The organism is Lelliottia sp. 489 (assembly GCF_050435885.1).
In the GTDB taxonomy this organism is placed as follows: Bacteria; Pseudomonadota; Gammaproteobacteria; order Enterobacterales; family Enterobacteriaceae; genus Enterobacter; species Enterobacter nimipressuralis.
Genome location: NZ_JBNDLC010000001.1, coordinates 1,639,271 through 1,659,544, shown reverse-complemented (window position 1 = coordinate 1,659,544; position 20,274 = coordinate 1,639,271). Strand labels below are relative to the sequence as shown.

Genomic DNA, 20,274 nt, shown 5'->3' with positions numbered 1-20,274 from the left:
CCCACCTGACCCCATGCCGAACTCAGAAGTGAAACGCCGTAGCGCCGATGGTAGTGTGGGGTCTCCCCATGTGAGAGTAGGGAACTGCCAGGCATTAATTAAGTGAAGAGGCCATCCGGAAGGATGGCCTTTTTGCGTTTTTGTCCTTTCTTGTTTATTCCTCTGTTTCCCTCCGTGAAACTTTCTCACCACTCGGTTCCATTCCTGGTATTCCTCCTAATCGATTACCCTGCTAAGTAAATGTGTGATTCAAATCACAATGTTAAATATAACAAAAATATAACATTTCATTTACTAAATGATTGGATGCTAGCGTCCAACACGCTTAAGTCTTATGGCAGGAGCACACTTAAATGACCGAAGGTATCACATCGCACGGGACGCTGGCTGACAGCGATACCCGGCGCAGAGTATGGGCGATTGTCAGCGCGTCATCCGGCAACCTGGTTGAATGGTTCGACTTCTACGTTTACTCGTTTTGTTCCCTCTATTTTGCTCATATCTTTTTTCCGTCCGGCAACACGACTACCCAGTTGCTCCAAACCGCAGGGGTATTTGCTGCAGGATTTCTGATGCGTCCAATTGGCGGCTGGCTGTTTGGCCGAATTGCAGACAGACAAGGGCGTAAAACCTCAATGCTGATCTCTGTCTGCATGATGTGCCTCGGATCGCTGGTGATTGCCTGTCTGCCGGGATATGACACGATCGGGACGTGGGCACCCGCGTTGTTATTACTGGCTCGATTGTTCCAGGGCCTTTCCGTCGGCGGTGAATACGGTACAAGTGCTACTTATATGAGTGAAGTTGCTGTGGAAGGGCGGAAAGGTTTTTACGCCTCCTTCCAGTACGTCACACTGATCGGCGGGCAGCTGCTGGCTATTTTAGTGGTGGTTGTTCTGCAGCAGGTGCTGACGGATGAGCAATTGCATTCTTGGGGATGGCGCATACCTTTTGCGATGGGAGCTGTTCTGGCGGTCGTGGCTCTTTGGCTGCGCCGACAGCTTGATGAAACCTCGCAAAAAGAGGTGAGGGCACTGAAAGAAGCAGGCTCGCTGAAAGGGTTATGGCGTAACCGGAAAGCCTTTGTGATGGTGTTAGGGTTTACCGCTGGCGGTTCGCTGAGCTTTTACACGTTCACCACTTACATGCAAAAGTACCTGGTGAATACCACCGGGATGCATGCCAATGTGGCCAGTATCGTCATGACGGCGGCCTTATTTGTGTTCATGCTGATTCAGCCATTGATTGGTGCACTGTCAGACAGAATCGGGCGGCGGACATCCATGCTCATCTTTGGCGGGTTATCCGCGCTTTGTACAGTCCCAATCTTGTCCGCGCTGCAACATGTATCATCTCCCTATGCAGCCTTCGCACTTGTGATGGTGGCGATGATTATCGTGAGTTTTTACACGTCGATAAGCGGAATATTGAAAGCAGAGATGTTCCCTGCTCAGGTCCGCGCTCTGGGAGTGGGATTGTCGTATGCGGTTGCTAATGCACTCTTCGGCGGTTCGGCAGAATATGTCGCGTTAACACTGAAATCGGTAGGCAGTGAAAACACCTTTTTCTGGTATGTCACCGTTATGGGGGCGTTGGCGTTTATTGTCTCACTGATGCTACACCGCAAAGGGAAAGGCATTCGTCTTTAATAATGTGCCAGTTGCCACACCGCATAGCTGGTGGTGGCACCGGCAACATCCCAGGCAAAATCTTTCCAGCTCCAGCCGCTCCCTGCAGGGCGGCTGTCCCATAACTCTTTCGATGCGCCAAGACTGACGGAGAACATGAATCCGTAAACGGCGCTGCGATCGCGGCTCACACCCTGGTGCTGCGCGTATTCATTACCGGCGGCGGAAAGCATCGCTGACGCGATAAAGTGCTGGGCTTTATCCTGACCCTGCCAACTGTCATTAGCCATATGACTGCAGCCTGAAAGTAATAGGGAAATGAGCAGGAGCAAAACGCGCATAACAGACTCCAAAAAAAAGCCCCGTCACTGACAGGGCCTGGTCGTTACAGAATGCGGCTAATCAGACGGTCAATACGAATACGGCGTAAACGGCGGATAAGCTTACGCACTTTCACCGGGTAGTCAGCGATACTATGCAGATCGCGGTAATGGCGAACGGTAGTCGTATGGGTACGAATCAGCTCAAGCTCACGTTCACGCTGGGCTGAAAGCTCATGTCGCGGATCGTGGATCAGAATGGCGTTTTCCAGATCCAGGCGCCAGGCGCGCGGGTTGAGGTTATTCCCGGTCAGCAGCATCCAGTCATCATCAACCCACATCCCCTTCAGATGATAGCTGTTGTCTTCGTCTTTCCAGAGACGAACCACCAGTTGATCGGTGTTGACGTAATACTGCAGGCGGCTCAGGAAGCGACGCAGGTTGATTTCATAAAGATAGGGCAACGCACCGATAATTTTGAACGGCTGATCTTCCGGAATAAAGAAGTCGTTCGCGGTTTTATCCCCAACGATAATTTCGACTTTTTTCCCATCGCGCAGCAACTGGATAATATTACGCACCAGGATTGCCGGTAAGTTGAAGTACGGCGTACAGATCGTCAGCTTCTGCTCAGTACACGGCATCAGATGATAGATGGTCTTGTTCAGCAGGCTGGATTTCCCCAGCCCGACCAGCGGCGTAACGGACAGCTGTTCATTATTTGCGTCCCCCTGGAAATGATAAACCGCATCGCGCAATTCCTGACGGAAAAGGCGGATGTCATTTTTGATTTCCGGGCTTTTTGGACGATTCGGATCGTCAAGACGATTGACGCCACGACCATGAACCAGGTTTTGATCGACCCAGTTAAACATGATGTCCGCCATCTGCGCATTGCGAATCAGATGGTAGCGGTCGTAGCGATACTTATCGAGCTGATGCAGGTAAACGTCATTGAGGCTGGCGCCGCTGTACAGCACGCTGTCATCAATGATGAATCCTTTGAAATGCAGAACGCCCAGGGCTTCGCGCGTATTGACGGGAACACCATAGACACGGACGTCAACGCCTGGGTTTTCCTGCGCCATACGGCAGTACCAGTCGGCATTGGTGTTGGATGCGGCAGCGCCAATTCGGCCACGCTGTGCACGGTGCCAGTCAACCAGTATACGAACGTCCAGTTCCGGGCGCTGGCGTTTAGCTTCATAGACCGCGCTTAAAACCGCGCGTCCACCTTCATCCTGTTCGAGATAAAGCGCCACAATGCATATACGTTGCGTGGCACTCGCAATCTTTTCCAGAAGCGTCTCCCTGAAATGGGCGGGAGCATAAAAGAACTCGACATCATCAACTGACTGAGAAATCTTCGGTAGTTGAGCAAGGTGTTGTTGATGTTTATTACGCTTAAATTTTGACAACATCACAGTGCGTATCTTCTCTGTTCATTGAAGGGTTATCTGGCATCTGCAGACAACATAAGCGGACAATGATACCACCAGAACTGACGAAAGTGGTCAACATTTCCAGTACCTTACTCTTGAGCAGACGTCGATACCAGGCGGAGCGAGAGGGCGACAATTCCCTCATCCAGCTGAATATCTACGTCGAATCCGAGTTTACGCGCCAGGGTAATCATGCCGCGGTTATTCGGCATAGTAATGCCATTCAGGCAGAGCAAACCGTGATCTCGGGTATAGCCAATCAGTTTTTCCAGCAAACGCCGACCGAGACCAAGGCCTTTCAGATCGGAGCGGACCAGCACGGCAAACTCGGCATCTACGTTATCAGGATCGGAAATTGCCCGCGTGACACCCAGGATCTCATCGCCTTCATCACGATGGCGAACGGCAACAAACGCCATTTCCCGATCGTAGTCGATCTGGGTCATATTGGCTAAATCTTCATGGGTAAATTCGCTGATTTCGCTAAAGTAGCGATAGTACAAATCTTCTTTCGTCACCTGAGCGATAAAGGCTCGCAGCTGCGGTTCATCTTCGGGCAGGATCGGGCGAAACAGCACCTGCTCGCCGTTTTTCATCTCCACCCACTCTTCCAGTTGCAGAGGATACGGGCGAATAGCCAGTCTGCTTTCGCGATCACCTGTAAAGGGCGCAATACCCAGTGTGACATCCAGGGCGATAAATTCATTGCCCGACGCCAGCAGCGGATGAATATCCAGCCGCTGAATCTCAGCACAATCGACGATCAGGTTAGAGACCTGGACCAGAAACTGGCTCAGCCCGATAATATCCAAAGGCTGGAGCGCGCTGCGACCACGGATCTTTTTACTCTTAATGGCCTGAATCACCAGATAGCGAGCCAGATTCATGTTCAGCGGCGGCAGGGCAACCACGGCCTGTTCTGCCGGTCGCCACTCCACACCGCCTTCACCCAGCATTATCAACGGGCCAAAGACCGGATCGTGTTCGACCACGACTCGTAATTCCTGCGCTCCGGCGCGATTCGCCATACTCTGCACCAGAAGCCCGTGAACTCGCGCCTGCGGCCAGGCCATTTTTACGCGGTCAAAAATCGCCTCGGCGGCCTGTTGTACTTCCGCGGCGGTGCGCAGATAAAGCATCACCCCCTGCACATCCGACTTATGCGGAATATCTGGCGAACGCAGTTTTAACGCCACCGGATAACCAATCTGCTCGGCAATATGCACCGCCTCGGCGCTGTCGCTCGCAATCCAGGTGGGTAAAGTCTGCATACCATAGGCATCCAGAATGGGGCGTACTTCATGGGTATCCAGAGAAGACGCACCGTCCTCAATGGCCTGGCGTAACAGGTTGTGCGCTTCGGTCGCATTAGCGGCCAGATTGCCGGGCAATGCGGGCGTTTCACGCAGTTGCTTTTGGTTGCGGCGGTACTCCACCATATGCATAAACGCAGTAATGGTGCCTTCCGGCGTGCGGTAGGTGGGCAGTCCGGCCTCGCTGAACAAACGCCGCGCTTCCTGAGAGGAGTATTCTCCGCACCAGTTGGTTAACAGCGTGACATATTTGCCACGTGGATGGTTTTTAACGGCATCAATCAGCGCGCGTGCGCTTTGGCTACCGGGGGCGACGGCGCTGGGGGAATGAATCACCATCAGCGCATCAAAATCCTGGCTATCCAGCAACAGGGAGATCGCGTTGATATAGCGCTCGCTACTGGCGTCGTCCCGCAGATCCAGTGGGTTTCCCGGCGTGACGCTGGCAGGCAACGCTTCTTTAAGCCGCTGAATCGTCTCATCGCTCAGGGTGGCGAGTTTCCCGTTACGCAACCACAGCTCATCGAGGGCGAGCGCTGCGGGGGCCGCACCGTTACTTAAAATCATCAGCCTTTCGCCACGCAACGGGCGCATATGGCTCAGGGTTTCTACGGCCGAGAAAAGCTCGTGGGTATCCTGCACGCGCAGCAAACCAGCGCGCTGAATGGCCGCATCCCAGGCCGGGTCCATGCCTGAGTGAGAGTGCAACAATTTCTGCGCTGCGGGACTACGGCCACTTTTGATCACCAGAATCGGTTTATTACGTGATGCGCTACGCGCAGCAGAAACAAAACGTCGGGCATCAGTTAAGTGCTCCAGATAGAGAAGTATCGCGCTGGTTTTACTGTCGCGCGCGAGGAAATCGAGCAGCTCGTCGACATCAATATCCAGGCTATCGCCCAGCGCGATGAAATATGAAAAGCCCATTTCACGCTGCTGCGCCCAGTCAAGAATAGTGTTGGACACGGCGGCAGACTGAGAGATAAACGCCAGTTTACCTTTTCGAATCGGCACAGGAGAAAAGCTGGCATTAAGTCCCTGCCACGGCGCCAGCAATCCCAGACTATTAGGCCCAAGCAAACGCATCTGGTACCGGCTCGCGCTAGCCAGCAGTTCGGCCTGCTGTTCTGGCGGCGAAGAGAGAATAATGCAGGTTTTACAACCTTTCTCACCCAGCGCGTCGAGCAGGGCGAGATTGCGTTTGGCGTGCGTACACAGGATGGCAAGATCGGGGACAAACGGCAGGCTCTGTATGTCCGGCCAGGCGAGGACGCCCTGAACGGCTTTATAAGCGGGAGTGACAGGCATGACAGGGCCATTAAAGCCCCCGGCCAGCAGGTTGCGCATCATTAAATATCCGGCGCGATCGGGCTTCATCGAGGCTCCGATCACGGCGATGGATTTAGGGCGGAGTAGCGCTTCTAGCCCTCGCTGGCTCATACAAGTCTCCTGTTAACGCGAGTGACCTGATGATTTTAAACGCTTTCCGGCTCTTCTGCTGTGATGCTGGCCTGATGTGTGGGTTTTCCTGCCAGGTAACGCTCGCGGAAACAGGAAAAATGGCGGCCCAGGGCGCTGGCGGCTTCGGTATCATTCGCCAGATCTAACAGGGCGATAGCCACCTCCGCCGTACAATATTGTCCCTCGGCATGGGCTTCACGCAGGCGATAGGCTGACACGCGGGACAGATCGACGGAGATCACCGGCAGTGCATCCAGATACGGGCTTTTGCGGAACATTTTTCGCGCTTCGGTCCAGGTACCGTCCAGCATAATAAACAGTGGAGGTTTGCCTTTGGGCGGCGCGGCGATCACCTTGCGGCTTTCACCGGCATAGGAGGCGGGAAACACCACCATGGGTTGATAATCGGGACTGGCGACCAGATCGAGCAGTGCCTGCGGCGGCTCGGTGCGGGACCACTGAAATGCGGCCGTATTCGGCAGAATATCGGCGATTAACCGTCCGGTATTGCTGGGTTTCATCGGCTCGGTGTCAAACATCACTAGGCAGAAACGGCTCTGTGCGTGGCTCGCAGCCAGCGTCTCACACAGACACTGTTTTAGCGGCAACAGGCAGCGCTGGCAGCGACGAATGCGGTTGCCACGGGCAAGAAAAGGGCGGGTCGCACGCGCCAGGCGTTCGGCGCGCAATTGAAGTACGGCGTTATCAGTCATGGAAGAGGCGCAGAAAAAACGCCATTCTCGCAGAGGGAACAGCGGGGCACAAGCAGTGCCCCGTGATTGTCAGAGCGTTTCGTTCAGCCAGCTTTCGAAAGGTGCCTTTGGTACGGCACCGTTGAGCATATCCACGACTTCACCCTTTTTGAAAATCATGATGGTGGGAATGCTGCGTATACGGAATCGCGCACTCAGCTCGCGTTCTGCTTCTGTATTGACCTTCACAAAGCGCATTTTACCGCTGCGCTCTTCGGCGACATCTTCAAAAATCGGCGCAAAGTTACGGCATGGGCCGCACCAGGGTGCCCAGAAGTCCACGACTACCGGCAGATCATCTTTCAGTAATTTATCGAGGGTTTCACCGGTTGCGTTAATCACGTCGCCATCGAAAAGCTCATGACCGCAACGCCCGCATTTCGCTCCATCATCAATTCGGTCATCCGGAATGCGATTGAGAGCCTGGCAGTTGGCACATACGGTATTCATAACTAACCTCTGATAGAGCAGTGGGACAAAGCGGCAAAGTGCCGATAATGTTTCTGATATGTTACATATTATCATTGAGCTTGTTTGAAACGACAATGCGTTTTATTCAATGGGAACAATAGTCACAGGCTTTTGTATGAAATAATGGCTATGCGCTGACACATCGGGTAATCTGCGCGCTTCGCGCAGCGCTGGTGGAGAAAAGCATGAACGACGAACTGAAGAATAAAAGCGGCAAGGTCAAAGTGATGTATGTCCGCAGTGATGATGATTCTGACAAACGCACCCAAAATCCGCGTACCGGAAAGGGTGGGGGCCGTCCGGGACCATCTCGTGCAGACGGTGGCCGTCGCCCCGCCCGCGATGACAGAAATAACCGCGGTGATGACCGCAAACGTGATGACCGTAAGCGTGACGATCGCCGTCGCGATGACCGTCCACGCGATGATTTCCCTCGTGATGCATCCCCATGGCGCACCGTTTCCCGTGCACCGGGTGAAGAAGCGCCGGCAAAAGCCGATCACGGTGGAATCAGTGGTAAGAGCTTTATTGATCCGGAAGTCCTGCGCCGTCAACGCGCAGAAGAGACCCGCGTCTATGGCGAAAATGCCTGTCAGGCCCTGTTCCAGAGCCGTCCTGAATGCATCGTTCGCGCCTGGTTTATCCAGAGCGTCACGCCGCGTTTCAAAGAGGCCCTGCGCTGGATGGCAGCAAACCGCAAAGCCTACCATGTGGTAGATGACGCGGAGCTGACCAAAGCATCCGGTACTGAGCATCACGGCGGCGTCTGCTTCCTGATCAAAAAACGTAACGGCACCACGGTGCAGCAATGGGTCAGCCAGGCTGATGCCGATGACTGCGTACTGGCACTGGAAGATGTGGGCAACCCGCACAACCTGGGTGCGATGATGCGTAGCTGCGCCCATTTCGGCGTGAAAGGTGTGTTGTTGCAGGATGCGGCGATTGTCGAATCCGGTGCCGCGATTCGTACAGCCGAAGGCGGTGCGGAACATGTGCAGCCGATTACTGGCGAAAGCGTTCTGGATGCCATCGAAGAGTTCCGCCAGGCGGGTTACTCCATCGTGACCACCTCCAGCCATAAAGGTACGCCGCTGTTCAAAGCGACGCTGCCGCGCAAAATGGTATTGGTACTGGGTCAAGAACGTGATGGTCTGTCCGATGCCGCGCTCTCTACTGCCGACCTGAGCGTCTCAATCGACGGAACAGGTAAAGTAGAAAGCCTCAACGTTTCCGTTGCAACCGGCGTCCTGCTGGCTGAATGGTGGCGTCAGAACAAAGCATAATATTGCGTTGTTTACAATTATGCCCGGTGATAGCCGGGCATAATTATTTTTATCCCTTCCGAATAATCACTCGCTTTCAGCCGGTAACACGGGCATCCAGTCGATTGGCGCTTCATTGCGTTTTTTCAGCCATTCATTGGTCAGAACAAAGTGGTTACAGCCAAAAAATCCGCGGTGAGCTGACAGTGGAGAGGGATGCGGCGCTTTCAGGACATGATGACGCTGGGCATCGATAATCGCCCCTTTCTTCTGCGCATGTGCGCCCCACAGTAAAAACACCACGCCTTCACAATGTTCATTGATAAGGCTGATGACTTTATCCGTAAAGGTCTCCCAGCCCAGGCTGGCGTGGGAGTGAGCCTGTCCCGCGCGAACCGTTAACACGGTATTGAGCAGCAGTACGCCCTGACGCGCCCAGCTTTCAAGATAACCGTGCGCCGGACGGGTAAAGCCTGGCATCGATCCTTCCAGCTCTTTATACATATTCAGCAGAGAAGGAGGTATTGCGATCCCAGGACGAACCGAAAATGCCAGACCGTGCGCCTGTCCAGGACCGTGGTAGGGATCCTGACCCAGAATGACCACTTTCACATCATTCAGTTCGGTGTAACGAAAGGCGTTAAACACATCCTTCTGGGGAGGATAGATCGTTTGACCGGATTGCCGCTCCTGCGCGACGGTACTGAGCGTATTCACAAAATAAGGCTGTTGCTTTTCATCTGCCAGCACGTCATGCCATGTCAAAGGGGTCGTCATCATGCTCTCCTGCATATCTCAATTGCGCCTAGCTTAACCTTTTCAAGGAAGGGAGCAAAATTCCGCGCGACATTTACGGCTAAGTCTTTCAATTTAATTTGAAATACTCAAATCAGGGTAGGTAGTTGGCTCTGGAAAATTGATCTGAAGCAACAAAATCAAACCACACTATTTGTATGGTTGCGGTTTTTGTTGATTTAAATCAAAGAATCATGGGGTGCCGGCTGATATATATACACTCAAGCAACAATGGTTTTACCAATTGGCCGCGAGAGGCCGACATTCATTAATTAATGTAGCCCTGGAGGCATGACATGATTACAGGTATCCAAATTACTAAAGCTGCAAACGACGACCTGCTGAACTCTTTCTGGCTGCTGGACAGCGAAAAAGGCGAAGCACGTTGTGTGGTTGCGAAAGCCGGTTTTGCTGAAGACGAAATCGTTCCGGTCAACAAACTGGGCGAAATCGAATACCGCGAAATCCCAATGGACATCCAGCCGGAAGTTCGCGTGGAAGGCGGTCAGCACCTGAACGTTAACGTTCTGCGTCGTGAAACCCTGGAAGATGCGGTTAAGAACCCAGAAAAATACCCGCAGCTGACTATTCGTGTTTCTGGCTACGCGGTACGCTTCAACTCTCTCACCCCAGAACAGCAGCGTGACGTTATCGCGCGTACCTTTACTGAAAGCCTGTAAGGCTTGAGGTTTTGGGGGAATAAAAAAGCCGGGTGATTAACCCGGCTTTTTTTTACTCTTCGTTCTGCGACGTTGGCGGCGTACCGCTTGGCTTACGGCGCTTACCAATGTTTTTGGCATCGCGATGGCGGTTCTTCACGCGCGGCTTCTCTTTAGCCTGCTCTTTTTTCTTCTCTTCGCGTTTCGCGAGCACTTTCTTGGACGGTTTGCCCGTCATCTTTTCGCTCGGTGGGCGCGTGGTTGGACGCAGTTCGTCAATGACGCGAGCTTTCAATGGCTCTTCGATATAGCGCCCAACTTTCAGCAGCAGCATGTAGTCGTGTGCTTCTACCAGCGAGATAGCGATCCCTTTACGACCCGCACGGCCGGTACGACCGATACGGTGCAGGTAGGTGTCACCGGTACGCGGCATGTCGAAGTTAATGACATGGCTGACATCAGGGATATCGATACCGCGCGCTGCGACATCGGTGGCAACCAGCACATTGACGCGACCTTCAGTCAGACGCTTAATCCCCTCGGTACGCTTCGCCTGCGGCATATCGCCTTCAAGATAGCAGTTATCGATACCGGCAGAACGCAGCATATTCGCCAGCTCATGCACACGCTCGCGCTTACGCACAAACACGATGGTACGGGTGGTATCATCTTGTTTGAGCAGATGTTTAAGCAGCTCGACTTTGTGCTCAAGGTTATCGGCACGGTAATACCACTGGTGGATCTTTTTGCGCTCGCGCGTGGATGGCGTCGCAGACACTTCCGCTGGTTCGTTGAGCAGACGCTCAGCGAAGTCTTTAATTGCGTCACCTTCCAGGGTGGCGGAGAACAGCATCGTCTGTTTGCGCCAGCGCGTTTCGCCCGCAATGTGTTCGATGTCCTGCGCAAAACCGAGTTCGAGCATGCGGTCAGCTTCATCGAGGATCAGCGTTTCCACCGCACGGCAGTCAAAGTTTTCTTCTTTGATGTACTGCATCAGGCGTCCGGTTGTCGCCACCACGATATCCTGGTTCTCACTGAACACTTCTGCGTGGTTCATATAAGCAACACCGCCGGTGATGGTGGCGATATCCAGATGCGTATTCGCGGCCAGTTCACGCGCATGTTCTGCCACCTGCACGGCCAGTTCACGTGTTGGGGTCAGAATAAGAATGCGCGGTGGGCCAGATTTCTTGCGAGGGAAATCGATCAGATGCTGCAAGACGGGCAGCAGGTATGCCGCCGTTTTACCGGTGCCTGTCGGCGCAGAACCGAGTACATCACGGCCTTCTAACGCAGGCGGAATAGCAGCCGCCTGGATGGCAGTTGGGCGTGTGAAGCCTTTATTCTGGAGAGCTTCCAGCAGGCACTCATCGAGTTCAAGTTCGGAAAAAGTCGTTACAGTCATGTTCTACCTCTGTGTGGGGCGCTGATTATAGACGTTATGGCTGCAATCTTCATCTGTTTGTGGATATCCCTTTTCCACCACTTCGCTTTCCCCTATGCTAATCCGGTTTTATTTAAGAAGGTTGCTTTGACATGTCTCAACCCAAAGCGCAGCTGCGCCGCGATGGTTTTACGTTTAAACAGTTCTTTGTAGCCCACGATCGCTGTGCGATGAAAGTCGGCACTGACGGGATATTACTGGGAGCGTGGGCACCCGTCGCGAAGGTTAAGCGAATTCTGGATATTGGTAGTGGAAGTGGATTACTGGCGCTGATGCTGGCGCAACGCACGGAGCAGCACGTCACCATCGATGCCGTTGAACTCGATGCGCAGGCCGCCAGTCAGGCCAGCGAGAATGCCACCGAATCGCCTTGGGCGTCTCGCGTTCAGGTGGAATGCGCCGATATCCTCACGTGGGCGCCGGAGCAAACGGCGCGCTACGATCTGATAGTCAGCAACCCGCCTTACTTTGAGCCTGGCGTCGAATGCGCGACACCGGAACGCGATCAGGCGCGATACACCGGTTCGCTGGATCACACCGCCCTGTTAATGGCGGCGGCGAATTTAATCTCAGAAGAGGGATTTTTCTGCGTTGTTCTGCCCGAAAGTACCGGTAACGCGTTTATCAAAAAAGCGCTCGATATCGGCTGGTATTTACGCCTGCGAACGGATATCGCCGATAACGAAGCAAGACTTCCGCACCGCGTTTTATTAGCACTGTCCCCAAAAGAAGGTGAGTGCTTTAGCGACAGGATGGTGATTCGCGGGCCAGATCAGCGTTATTCCGAAGCCTACACGGCGCTGACCCAGGCGTTTTATCTGTTTATGTGAACGAGAGGGGACAGCACCGACGGACCAGACTCCTCCAGTTGATCGGGGTAGTCCAGCGTGTAATGCAGGCCCCGACTCTCTTTGCGCATCATCGCACAGCGGACAATCAGCTCCGCCACCTGGACCAGATTGCGCAGCTCCAGCAGATTGTTAGATACGCGGAAATTGGCGTAATACTCGTCAATTTCCTGCTGCAGCATCGTAATCCGGCGTAGGGCGCGCTCCAGACGTTTGGTGGTGCGTACAATCCCGACGTAATCCCACATAAAGAGCCGCAGTTCATGCCAGTTGTGCTGGATGACCACCAGTTCATCCGGATTATCCACCCGGCTTTCATCCCAGGCAGGCAGGTGTGCCACCTCACGGGCGTAGGGCATCCGTTTGATGATATCTTCTGCGGCAGACCAGCCGTAAACCAGGCACTCCAGCAGCGAGTTTGACGCCATGCGGTTCGCGCCGTGAAGCCCGGTATAACTCACCTCACCGATGGCGTACAGACCATCCACGTCCGTACGGCCATGATCGTCCACCATCACGCCGCCGCAGGTATAGTGCGCCGCAGGGACGATCGGCACCGGCTCTTTGGTGAGATCAATCCCAAGCCCCAGCAATTTTTCATAGATAGTCGGGAAGTGCTGGCGCACGAAATCGGCGGGTTTATGGCTGATGTCGAGATACATACAGTCGACGCCGAGACGTTTCATTTCGTGGTCAATGGCGCGAGCGACGATATCGCGCGGGGCCAGTTCACCACGCGGGTCGAAGTCTGGCATAAAGCGCGTGCCGTCGGGGCGCTTGAGATGCGCGCCTTCACCACGCAAGGCTTCGGTAAGCAGGAAATTACGCGCCTGAGGATGGAACAGGGCGGTCGGGTGGAACTGGTTAAACTCCAGATTGGCGACGCGGCAACCTGCACGCCACGCCATGGCGATCCCATCTCCTGAAGAGATATCCGGATTCGTCGTGTACTGATACACCTTCGATGCGCCACCTGTGGCCAGCACCACCGATTTAGCCTGACAGGTCTCAACCGTCTCTTTATTCCGGTTCCAGACCCACGCTCCCACAACGCGTCGCGTGCCCGGCAGACCAATTTTATCGGAGATAATCAGGTCCACTGCATTGCTGCGTTCAAGCACCTGAATATTGGGGTGATTACGTGCCTGAGCGACTAAAGTGGTTTCGACCTCTTTGCCCGTTGCATCTGCTGCGTGCAGGATGCGGCGGTGGCTATGACCGCCTTCACGGGTGAGGTGATACCCCTCTTCGCCATTCGGCTGAACGTGCGTGTCGAACAAAACGCCTTGATCGATAAGCCATTGCACACAGTGACGGGCATTGCTGGCCACAAATTCTGCGGCGTGTTCATCGACAATGCCTGCGCCAGCGATAAGCGTGTCCTCCACGTGCGACGCAATGCTGTCGGTTTCATCAAACACCGCAGCAATACCGCCCTGAGCATAGAACGTCGAGCCTTCGCTCATCGGCCCTTTACTCAGCACAATCACTTTCTGATGCGAGGCCAGTCGAAGCGCCAGAGAGAGTCCGGCAGCGCCGCTGCCAATAATCAGTACATCACAATGCAGTTCTGGAGTTGTGTTCATGATGTTTGTTTAATTTACTAAACAGTGTTTGGCCAGAATAGCACCCGAATGCGATGAATCGCACGTTTTTTTTGAATGCTGTTGCGCAGCCTAAACTTAAACACAACCTCAAAAAAGGCGTAAAAGAACGAAAATATTTTGCGAAGCAGATCGTTAGCTTCAGATTATGTGGTGAAATAAACCCTGTGTTGCGGTACTCTTCTGGCAGCAAAAATACCATTTCTCATCAGAAATTGGGTACGTATCGTTAACAGACTTATAATGAGAGAAAATGAACAGTCTGCGACACGATGGACAAAAACAGACGCGTAACGGAACTTATTGATGAATAGACCCTCTAACCTCGTGCTTGCTCACATTGCAGTGTTTTTAGAGTGGCGTTTCGATAACGCGTGGAATTTAGGTTTGGGGAGATATTACCTCGGATGAGCGAGCAGTTAACGGACCAGGTCCTGGTTGAACGGGTCCAGAAGGGAGATCAGAAAGCCTTTAACTTACTGGTGGTTCGCTATCAGCATAAAGTGGCGAGTCTGGTATCCCGCTATGTACCGTCAGGAGATGTTCCTGATGTAGTGCAAGAGTCTTTCATAAAGGCCTATCGCGCGCTGGATTCTTTCCGGGGGGATAGTGCTTTTTACACCTGGCTGTATCGTATTGCAGTCAATACAGCAAAGAATTATCTGGTCGCTCAGGGCCGTCGTCCGCCTTCAACGGATGTGGACGCAATAGACGCTGAAAACTTCGAAAGCGGCGGCGCATTGAAAGAAATTTCGAACCCTGAGAACTTAATGTTGTCAGAAGAACTGAGACAAATCGTTTTTCGCACGATCGAGGCACTCCCGGAAGATTTACGCATGGCAATTACCTTGCGGGAGCTTGATGGACTTAGCTATGAAGAGATAGCGGCTATCATGGACTGTCCGGTCGGAACGGTTCGTTCGCGAATCTTCCGTGCGCGAGAAGCTATTGATAATAAAGTTCAACCGCTTATCAGGCGTTGACGATAGCGGGATACTGGAAAAGGTATTAGGCATGCAGAAAGAAAAACTTTCCGCTTTAATGGATGGTGAAACGCTGGACAGTGAGCTGCTTAACGAGCTCTCTCACTCTCCCGAGATGCAAAAGACCTGGGAGAGCTACCATCTCATCCGCGACTCTATGCGTGGTGATACGGGCGATGTTCTCCATTTCGATATCTCAGCACGCGTAATGGCGGCAATTGAGAACGAGCCTGTACATCAGACCACTCCGCTGATCCCTGAAGCTCAACCTGCGCCACATCAATGGCAGAAGATGCCATTCTGGAAAAAAGTGCGCCCGTGGGCGAGCCAATTGACCCAAATGGGTGTGGCTGCATGCGTATCGCTTGCAGTTATCGTTGGCGTCCAGCACTATAACGGTCAATCAGAAGCTAACCAGCAGCCTGAAGCGCCAGTGTTCAATACACTGCCGATGATGGGTAAAGCAAGTCCGGTTAGCTTGGGTGTGCCATCTGCCGATGCCTCAGTCAGCCCGGGCCAGCAACAGCAGGTCCAGGAACAGCGTCGTCGCATTAATGCGATGCTGCAGGACTATGAGTTGCAGCGTCGTTTGCACTCTGAGCAGCTCCGGTTTGAGCAGGCACAGACCCAGCAGGCTGGTGTGCAAGTGCCAGGAAACCAAACTTTAGGAACGCAATCGCAGTAATGAAGCAACTTTGGTGCGCCATGTCCTTAGTGGCGGGTAGCCTGTTCTTCTCTACCAACGCCTCGGCTGATTTATCGTCCGGGGCGTTGTTGCAGCAGATGAATATGGCGAGCCAGTCACTCAACTACGAGTTGGCCTTTATCAGTATCAACAAGCAAGGTGTAGAGTCGTTACGCTACCGCCATGCCCGTCTTGATAACCAGCCGCTCGCCCAGCTTTTACAACTCGACGGCCCGCGCCGTGAGGTTGTACAGCGCGGTAATGAAATCAGCTACTTTGAGCCAGGCCTTGAGCCGTTTACGCTTAATGGCGATTACATTGTCGACTCGCTCCCGGCCCTAGTTTATACCGACTTCAAACGTCTGTCGCCTTACTACGATTTCATTTCCGTTGGCCGTACGCGCATTGCGGACCGGCTTTGTGAAGTGATTCGCGTAGTGGCAAGAGACGGCACACGCTATAGCTACATCGTGTGGATGGATGCGGAGAGCAAACTGCCGATGCGCGTCGATCTCCTCGATCGGGACGGCGAAACGCTGGAGCAGTTCCGCGTGATTTCCTTTACGGTGAATGGTCAGGTGGGTAACAGCATGCAGAATCTGGCGAAAGCGAGCCTTCCGCCGCTTCTGTCAGTGCCTGCGGGCGATACGGTGAATTTCAACTGGGTGCCAGCTTGGATCCCACAAGGTTTCAGCGAGATATCCAGTAGCCGCCGTCAGCTTCCGACCATTGAAACGCCGGTCGAGTCGCGTCTCTATTCCGACGGCTTGTTCAGCTTCTCGGTGAACATCAATCGGGCGTCAGCTAACAGCAGCGAGCAAATGCTTCGTACCGGACGCCGGACCGTGAGTACGACGCTGCGGGATAACGCCGAAATCACGATTGTGGGCGAACTGCCACCGCAGACGGCGAAGCGCATCGCTGACAGCATTAAATTCAGGGCCGCACAATGATCAAAGAATGGGCCACCGTTGTCTCGTGGCAAAATGGCCTTGCGCTAGTGAGCTGTGACGTGAAAGCGTCATGCAACAGCTGCGCCTCGCGCGCTGGCTGTGGCAGCCGGGTGCTGAATAAGCTGGGGCCGCAAACCACGCACACCATCTCTGTGCCAAGTGCAGAGCCTCTGGCTGTTGGGCAAAAGGTGGAACTGGGCATTGCTGAAGGCAGCCTGCTGGGGTCCGCCATGCTGGTGTATCTCTCCCCGCTGGTGGGCTTGTTTGTGGTCGCCGGAATTTTCCAGATGCTGTTTGGCACCGATCTCGCGGCGATGAGCGGCGGAGTGCTGGGCGGCGTGGGTGGGTTTATGCTGGCGCGCGGCTTTTCTCAAAAGCTTGCCGAGAAAGAAGCCTGGCAGCCCGTTATCCTCAGCGTGGGGCTTCCGCCAGACATGCTGCGTGTGGAAACGCTCTCTTCAGAAGCCCGATAATTCATCGGGCTTTATCTTTATTTACATCCCATAAAACAAAACGTCCTTCTCTGACGCTATGCTTGGCTTTAACAGCATTTCCTGGTGACGAAGATGTAGTGTAGAATGCTGCGTTTTCGCACTGAAAAACGTCAGGCTAAGAACAGCGGCCTCCAGGAATTCGTAAGGCATAATTATTTAACTATATGAAGAACATACGTAACTTTTCGATCATTGCTCACATTGACCACGGTAAGTCGACGCTTTCTGACCGTATTATCCAGATTTGCGGTGGCCTGTCTGATCGTGAAATGGAAGCCCAGGTACTGGACTCCATGGACCTGGAACGCGAACGTGGTATCACCATCAAAGCGCAGAGCGTAACGCTCGACTACAAAGCCCTTGATGGTGAAACATATCAACTGAATTTCATCGACACCCCAGGCCACGTTGACTTCTCTTATGAAGTTTCTCGTTCGCTGGCAGCCTGCGAAGGCGCGCTGCTGGTGGTTGATGCCGGGCAGGGCGTAGAAGCTCAGACCCTGGCCAACTGCTACACCGCGATGGAAATGGATCTCGAAGTGGTGCCGGTGCTTAACAAAATCGACCTGCCGGCTGCCGATCCAGAGCGCGTGGCGGAAGAGATTGAAGACATTGTCGGTATTGACGCCACAGACGCAGTGCGCTGCTCGGCGAAGACCGGTGTCGGTGTTCCTGATGTACTGGAGCGTCTGGTGCGCGATATCCCGGCACCAGAAGGTGACGCAGATGCGCCGCTGCAGGCGCTGATCATCGACTCCTGGTTCGATAACTACCTTGGCGTGGTATCGCTGGTGCGTATTAAAAACGGCACCATGCGTAAAGGCGACAAAATCAAAGTGATGAGCACCGGTCAGGTGTACAACGCTGACCGTCTGGGTATCTTCACACCGAAACAGGTTGATCGTACTGAACTGAAATGCGGCGAAGTTGGCTGGCTGGTTTGCGCCATCAAAGACATTCTGGGTGCGCCAGTAGGCGATACCCTGACTCAGGCACGTAATCCGGCTGATAAAGCGCTGCCAGGCTTCAAAAAAGTGAAGCCTCAGGTTTACGCGGGCCTGTTCCCGGTCAGCTCTGACGATTACGAAAACTTCCGTGATGCGCTCGGCAAGCTGAGCCTGAACGATGCTTCCCTGTTCTATGAACCAGAAAGCTCTACCGCGCTGGGCTTCGGCTTCCGCTGTGGCTTCCTGGGTCTGCTGCACATGGAGATCATTCAGGAGCGTCTTGAGCGTGAATACGATCTGGATCTGATCACCACGGCACCGACCGTAGTGTATGAAGTCCAGACCACCAACAAAGACGTTATCTACGTCGACAGCCCGTCCAAGCTGCCGCCGCTGAACAATATTGAAGAGCTGCGTGAGCCGATCGCGGAGTGTCACATGCTGCTGCCGCAGGAGTTCCTTGGCAACGTCATTACGCTTTGTATCGAGAAGCGTGGCGTGCAGACCAACATGGTTTACCACGGTAACCAGGTGGCGCTGACCTATGAAATCCCGATGGCGGAAGTGGTGCTCGACTTCTTCGACCGTCTGAAGTCTACCTCTCGCGGCTACGCGTCGCTGGACTACAACTTTAAACGTTTCCAGGCGTCCAACATGGTGCGTGTGGATGTGCTGATCAACGGCGAGCGTGTTGATGCGCTGGCACTGATCACCCACAACGATAACGCGCCGTACCGTGGCCGTGAACTGGTCGAGAAAATGAAAGAGCTGATCCCGCGTCAGCAATTTGATATCGCGATTCAGGCCGCCATCGGCAACCACATTATTGCCCGCTCTACGGTGAAACAGCTGCGTAAAAACGTCCTGGCGAAATGCTACGGCGGCGACGTAAGCCGTAAGAAGAAACTGTTGCAGAAACAGAAAGATGGTAAAAAACGTATGAAGCAGGTCGGTAACGTTGAGCTGCCGCAGGAAGCGTTCCTTGCCATTCTGCACGTGGGTAAAGACGGAAAATAATCCTTAAGGAGTTGGCATGGCGAACATGTTTGCCCTGATCCTGGTCATAGCGACCCTGGTGACGGGGCTGTTGTGGTGTCTGGATAAGTTTATCTTCGCCCCGAAACGTCGCGAACGTCAGTCTATTACGGGTGAACAGCTGGATGCGAAAACCATGAAGAAAGTCAGCCCGAAACCGGGCTGGCTGGAAACAGGGGCTTCCGTATTCCCGGTTCTGGCGATTGTTCTGGTGGTGCGTTCGTTTATTTACGAACCTTTCCAGATCCCGTCCGGTTCGATGATGCCTACGCTGCTGATTGGCGATTTTATTCTGGTAGAGAAATATGCCTACGGCATTAAAGATCCTATCTATCAGAAAACGTTAATCGAAACCGGTCATCCAAAACGCGGTGACATTGTGGTCTTCAAATACCCTGAAGATCCGCGTCTGGATTACATCAAGCGTGCCGTCGGCTTGCCAGGCGATAAAGTGAGTTACGATCCTGTCGCGAAAGAAGTGACCGTGCAGCCGGGCTGTAGCTCCGGTACGGCGTGTGAGAACGCGCTGCCGATCACCTATTCCAACGTGGAGCCGAGCGACTTTGTGCAGACCTTTGCCCGTCGTAACGGCGGCGAAGCGACCAGCGGTTTCTTCCAGATGCCGAAAGGCGAAACCAAAGAGAACGGAATTCGTCTGGTTGAGCGCAAAGAGACCCTGGGTGACGTGACGCATCGCATTTTGACGGTTCCGATCGCGCAGGATCAGCTGGGTATGTACTACCAGCAGCCAGGCCAGCAGCTCGCCACCTGGATCGTTCCGCCAGGACATTACTTCATGATGGGTGATAACCGCGACAACTCTGCGGACAGCCGTTACTGGGGCTTTGTTCCGGAAGCGAATCTGGTCGGTAAAGCGACCGCGATCTGGATGAGCTTCGAAAAACAGGAAGGGGAGTGGCCGACCGGCGTTCGTCTGAATCGCATTGGCGGAATCCATTAATTCCTGATAATTGCACACGTAACCCTCTTAAATGAGGGTTACGTGAATTATTTAAGAGATAATCTCTCCTGGCTAACGACATACCCTGTCGTTGCGTATAGAATATTCCCCCGAAGTTTAAGGTTGGCGCTGACTCAGTGCCACGGCACACGAAACCGCGTTGGTCTTATCAGGTCGGTTTCGTGTGCTGCATTTTTGACGCATTCATTTACTGGTA

Annotated in this window: 19 protein-coding genes and 1 rRNA gene; 12 read left to right on the top strand and 8 right to left on the bottom strand. The window is 53.6% G+C overall.

What is annotated here, in order from left to right:
- Together rrf and ABIE11_RS08045 are read left to right on the top strand one after the other, a co-directional pair.
- Nucleotides 1-93 (top strand): 5S ribosomal RNA (gene rrf / locus ABIE11_RS08050); the annotation flags it as partial.
- Nucleotides 94-353: 260 nt separating this feature from the next.
- Entirely contained in the window at nucleotides 354-1,649 is a 1,296-nt protein-coding gene (locus ABIE11_RS08045) for an MFS transporter (RefSeq protein ID WP_100779263.1), read from the top strand.
- Here the strand turns inward: ABIE11_RS08045 and ABIE11_RS08040 are convergent.
- The 5 genes from ABIE11_RS08040 to trxC form a co-directional block, all read right to left on the bottom strand.
- On the bottom strand, nucleotides 1,646-1,969 hold the full coding sequence (locus ABIE11_RS08040; protein WP_429184254.1) for a YfiM family lipoprotein: 324 nt from the start codon (nucleotides 1,967-1,969) through the stop codon (nucleotides 1,646-1,648). The genes ABIE11_RS08045 and ABIE11_RS08040 overlap by 4 nt on opposite strands.
- Before the next feature lie 44 nt (nucleotides 1,970-2,013).
- Nucleotides 2,014-3,369, bottom strand: coding sequence for a CDP-diacylglycerol--serine O-phosphatidyltransferase (gene pssA, locus ABIE11_RS08035; RefSeq protein WP_429184253.1), 1,356 nt, complete (start codon nucleotides 3,367-3,369; stop codon nucleotides 2,014-2,016).
- Between the two features lie 110 nt (nucleotides 3,370-3,479).
- Entirely contained in the window at nucleotides 3,480-6,143 is a 2,664-nt protein-coding gene (locus ABIE11_RS08030) for a bifunctional acetate--CoA ligase family protein/GNAT family N-acetyltransferase (protein WP_429184252.1), read from the bottom strand.
- A 35-nt stretch (nucleotides 6,144-6,178) separates the two neighbouring features.
- The gene (gene tapT, locus ABIE11_RS08025) at nucleotides 6,179-6,877 is read right to left on the bottom strand and encodes a tRNA-uridine aminocarboxypropyltransferase (protein ID WP_102105002.1); all 699 of its coding nucleotides are present in this window, start codon (nucleotides 6,875-6,877) and stop codon (nucleotides 6,179-6,181) included.
- Nucleotides 6,878-6,946: 69 nt separating this feature from the next.
- Nucleotides 6,947-7,366: a thioredoxin TrxC gene (gene trxC / locus ABIE11_RS08020; protein WP_100779268.1), complete on the bottom strand. Its 420-nt coding sequence runs from the start codon at nucleotides 7,364-7,366 to the stop codon at nucleotides 6,947-6,949.
- Nucleotides 7,367-7,572: 206 nt separating this feature from the next.
- Between trxC and ABIE11_RS08015 the strand changes: the two genes are divergently transcribed.
- Nucleotides 7,573-8,670 carry a tRNA/rRNA methyltransferase gene (locus ABIE11_RS08015; RefSeq protein WP_102105001.1) on the top strand — a complete coding sequence of 366 codons (1,098 nt, stop codon included), beginning with the start codon at nucleotides 7,573-7,575 and terminating at the stop codon, nucleotides 8,668-8,670.
- Nucleotides 8,671-8,736: 66 nt separating this feature from the next.
- Here ABIE11_RS08015 and ung read toward each other — a convergent pair whose 3' ends face one another.
- The gene (gene ung / locus ABIE11_RS08010) at nucleotides 8,737-9,426 is read right to left on the bottom strand and encodes a uracil-DNA glycosylase (RefSeq protein ID WP_314520592.1); all 690 of its coding nucleotides are present in this window, start codon (nucleotides 9,424-9,426) and stop codon (nucleotides 8,737-8,739) included.
- Nucleotides 9,427-9,740: 314 nt separating this feature from the next.
- On the opposite strand from ung, the gene grcA reads away from it, so the two are divergent.
- The gene (gene grcA / locus ABIE11_RS08005) at nucleotides 9,741-10,124 is read left to right on the top strand and encodes an autonomous glycyl radical cofactor GrcA (RefSeq protein ID WP_100779271.1); all 384 of its coding nucleotides are present in this window, start codon (nucleotides 9,741-9,743) and stop codon (nucleotides 10,122-10,124) included.
- A gap of 52 nt (nucleotides 10,125-10,176) precedes the next feature.
- Here the strand turns inward: grcA and srmB are convergent, their stop codons facing one another.
- On the bottom strand, nucleotides 10,177-11,508 hold the full coding sequence (gene srmB / locus ABIE11_RS08000; RefSeq protein WP_100779272.1) for an ATP-dependent RNA helicase SrmB: 1,332 nt from the start codon (nucleotides 11,506-11,508) through the stop codon (nucleotides 10,177-10,179).
- A 131-nt stretch (nucleotides 11,509-11,639) separates the two neighbouring features.
- On the opposite strand from srmB, the gene trmN reads away from it, so the two are divergent.
- Nucleotides 11,640-12,377: a tRNA(1)(Val) (adenine(37)-N(6))-methyltransferase TrmN gene (trmN, locus tag ABIE11_RS07995; protein ID WP_429184251.1), complete on the top strand. Its 738-nt coding sequence runs from the start codon at nucleotides 11,640-11,642 to the stop codon at nucleotides 12,375-12,377.
- On the opposite strand, the gene nadB is transcribed toward trmN, so the two are convergent.
- A complete protein-coding gene (nadB, locus tag ABIE11_RS07990; protein WP_107703093.1) occupies nucleotides 12,362-13,981 on the bottom strand; it encodes an L-aspartate oxidase in 1,620 nt (539 codons plus the stop codon). The two genes, trmN and nadB, sit on opposite strands and share 16 nt — an antisense overlap.
- 324 nt (nucleotides 13,982-14,305) lie before the next feature.
- Here nadB and rseD point away from each other — a divergent pair, with 324 nt between their 5' ends.
- From rseD to lepB, 7 genes are all read left to right on the top strand, one after another.
- Entirely contained in the window at nucleotides 14,306-14,410 is a 105-nt protein-coding gene (gene rseD / locus ABIE11_RS07985) for a rpoE leader peptide RseD (protein ID WP_429184250.1), read from the top strand.
- Nucleotides 14,407-14,982, top strand: coding sequence for an RNA polymerase sigma factor RpoE (gene rpoE, locus ABIE11_RS07980; protein WP_100779275.1), 576 nt, complete (start codon nucleotides 14,407-14,409; stop codon nucleotides 14,980-14,982). Before rseD ends, rpoE begins: the two co-directional genes overlap by 4 nt.
- Before the next feature lie 31 nt (nucleotides 14,983-15,013).
- Nucleotides 15,014-15,667 (top strand): anti-sigma-E factor RseA, encoded by a 654-nt coding sequence (rseA, locus tag ABIE11_RS07975; protein WP_429184249.1) that lies wholly within the window; start codon nucleotides 15,014-15,016, stop codon nucleotides 15,665-15,667.
- Nucleotides 15,667-16,620 carry a sigma-E factor regulatory protein RseB gene (rseB, locus tag ABIE11_RS07970; RefSeq protein WP_100779277.1) on the top strand — a complete coding sequence of 318 codons (954 nt, stop codon included), beginning with the start codon at nucleotides 15,667-15,669 and terminating at the stop codon, nucleotides 16,618-16,620. The genes rseA and rseB overlap by 1 nt, the downstream gene beginning before the upstream one ends.
- Entirely contained in the window at nucleotides 16,617-17,093 is a 477-nt protein-coding gene (gene rseC, locus ABIE11_RS07965) for a SoxR-reducing system protein RseC (RefSeq protein ID WP_429184248.1), read from the top strand. Before rseB ends, rseC begins: the two co-directional genes overlap by 4 nt.
- Nucleotides 17,094-17,278: 185 nt before the next feature.
- Complete coding sequence (lepA, locus tag ABIE11_RS07960; RefSeq protein WP_100779279.1) at nucleotides 17,279-19,078, top strand: translation elongation factor 4; 1,800 nt, start codon at nucleotides 17,279-17,281, stop codon at nucleotides 19,076-19,078.
- A 16-nt stretch (nucleotides 19,079-19,094) separates the two neighbouring features.
- Entirely contained in the window at nucleotides 19,095-20,057 is a 963-nt protein-coding gene (gene lepB, locus ABIE11_RS07955; RefSeq protein WP_100779280.1) for a signal peptidase I, read from the top strand.
- Nucleotides 20,058-20,274: the final 217 nt, after the last annotated feature.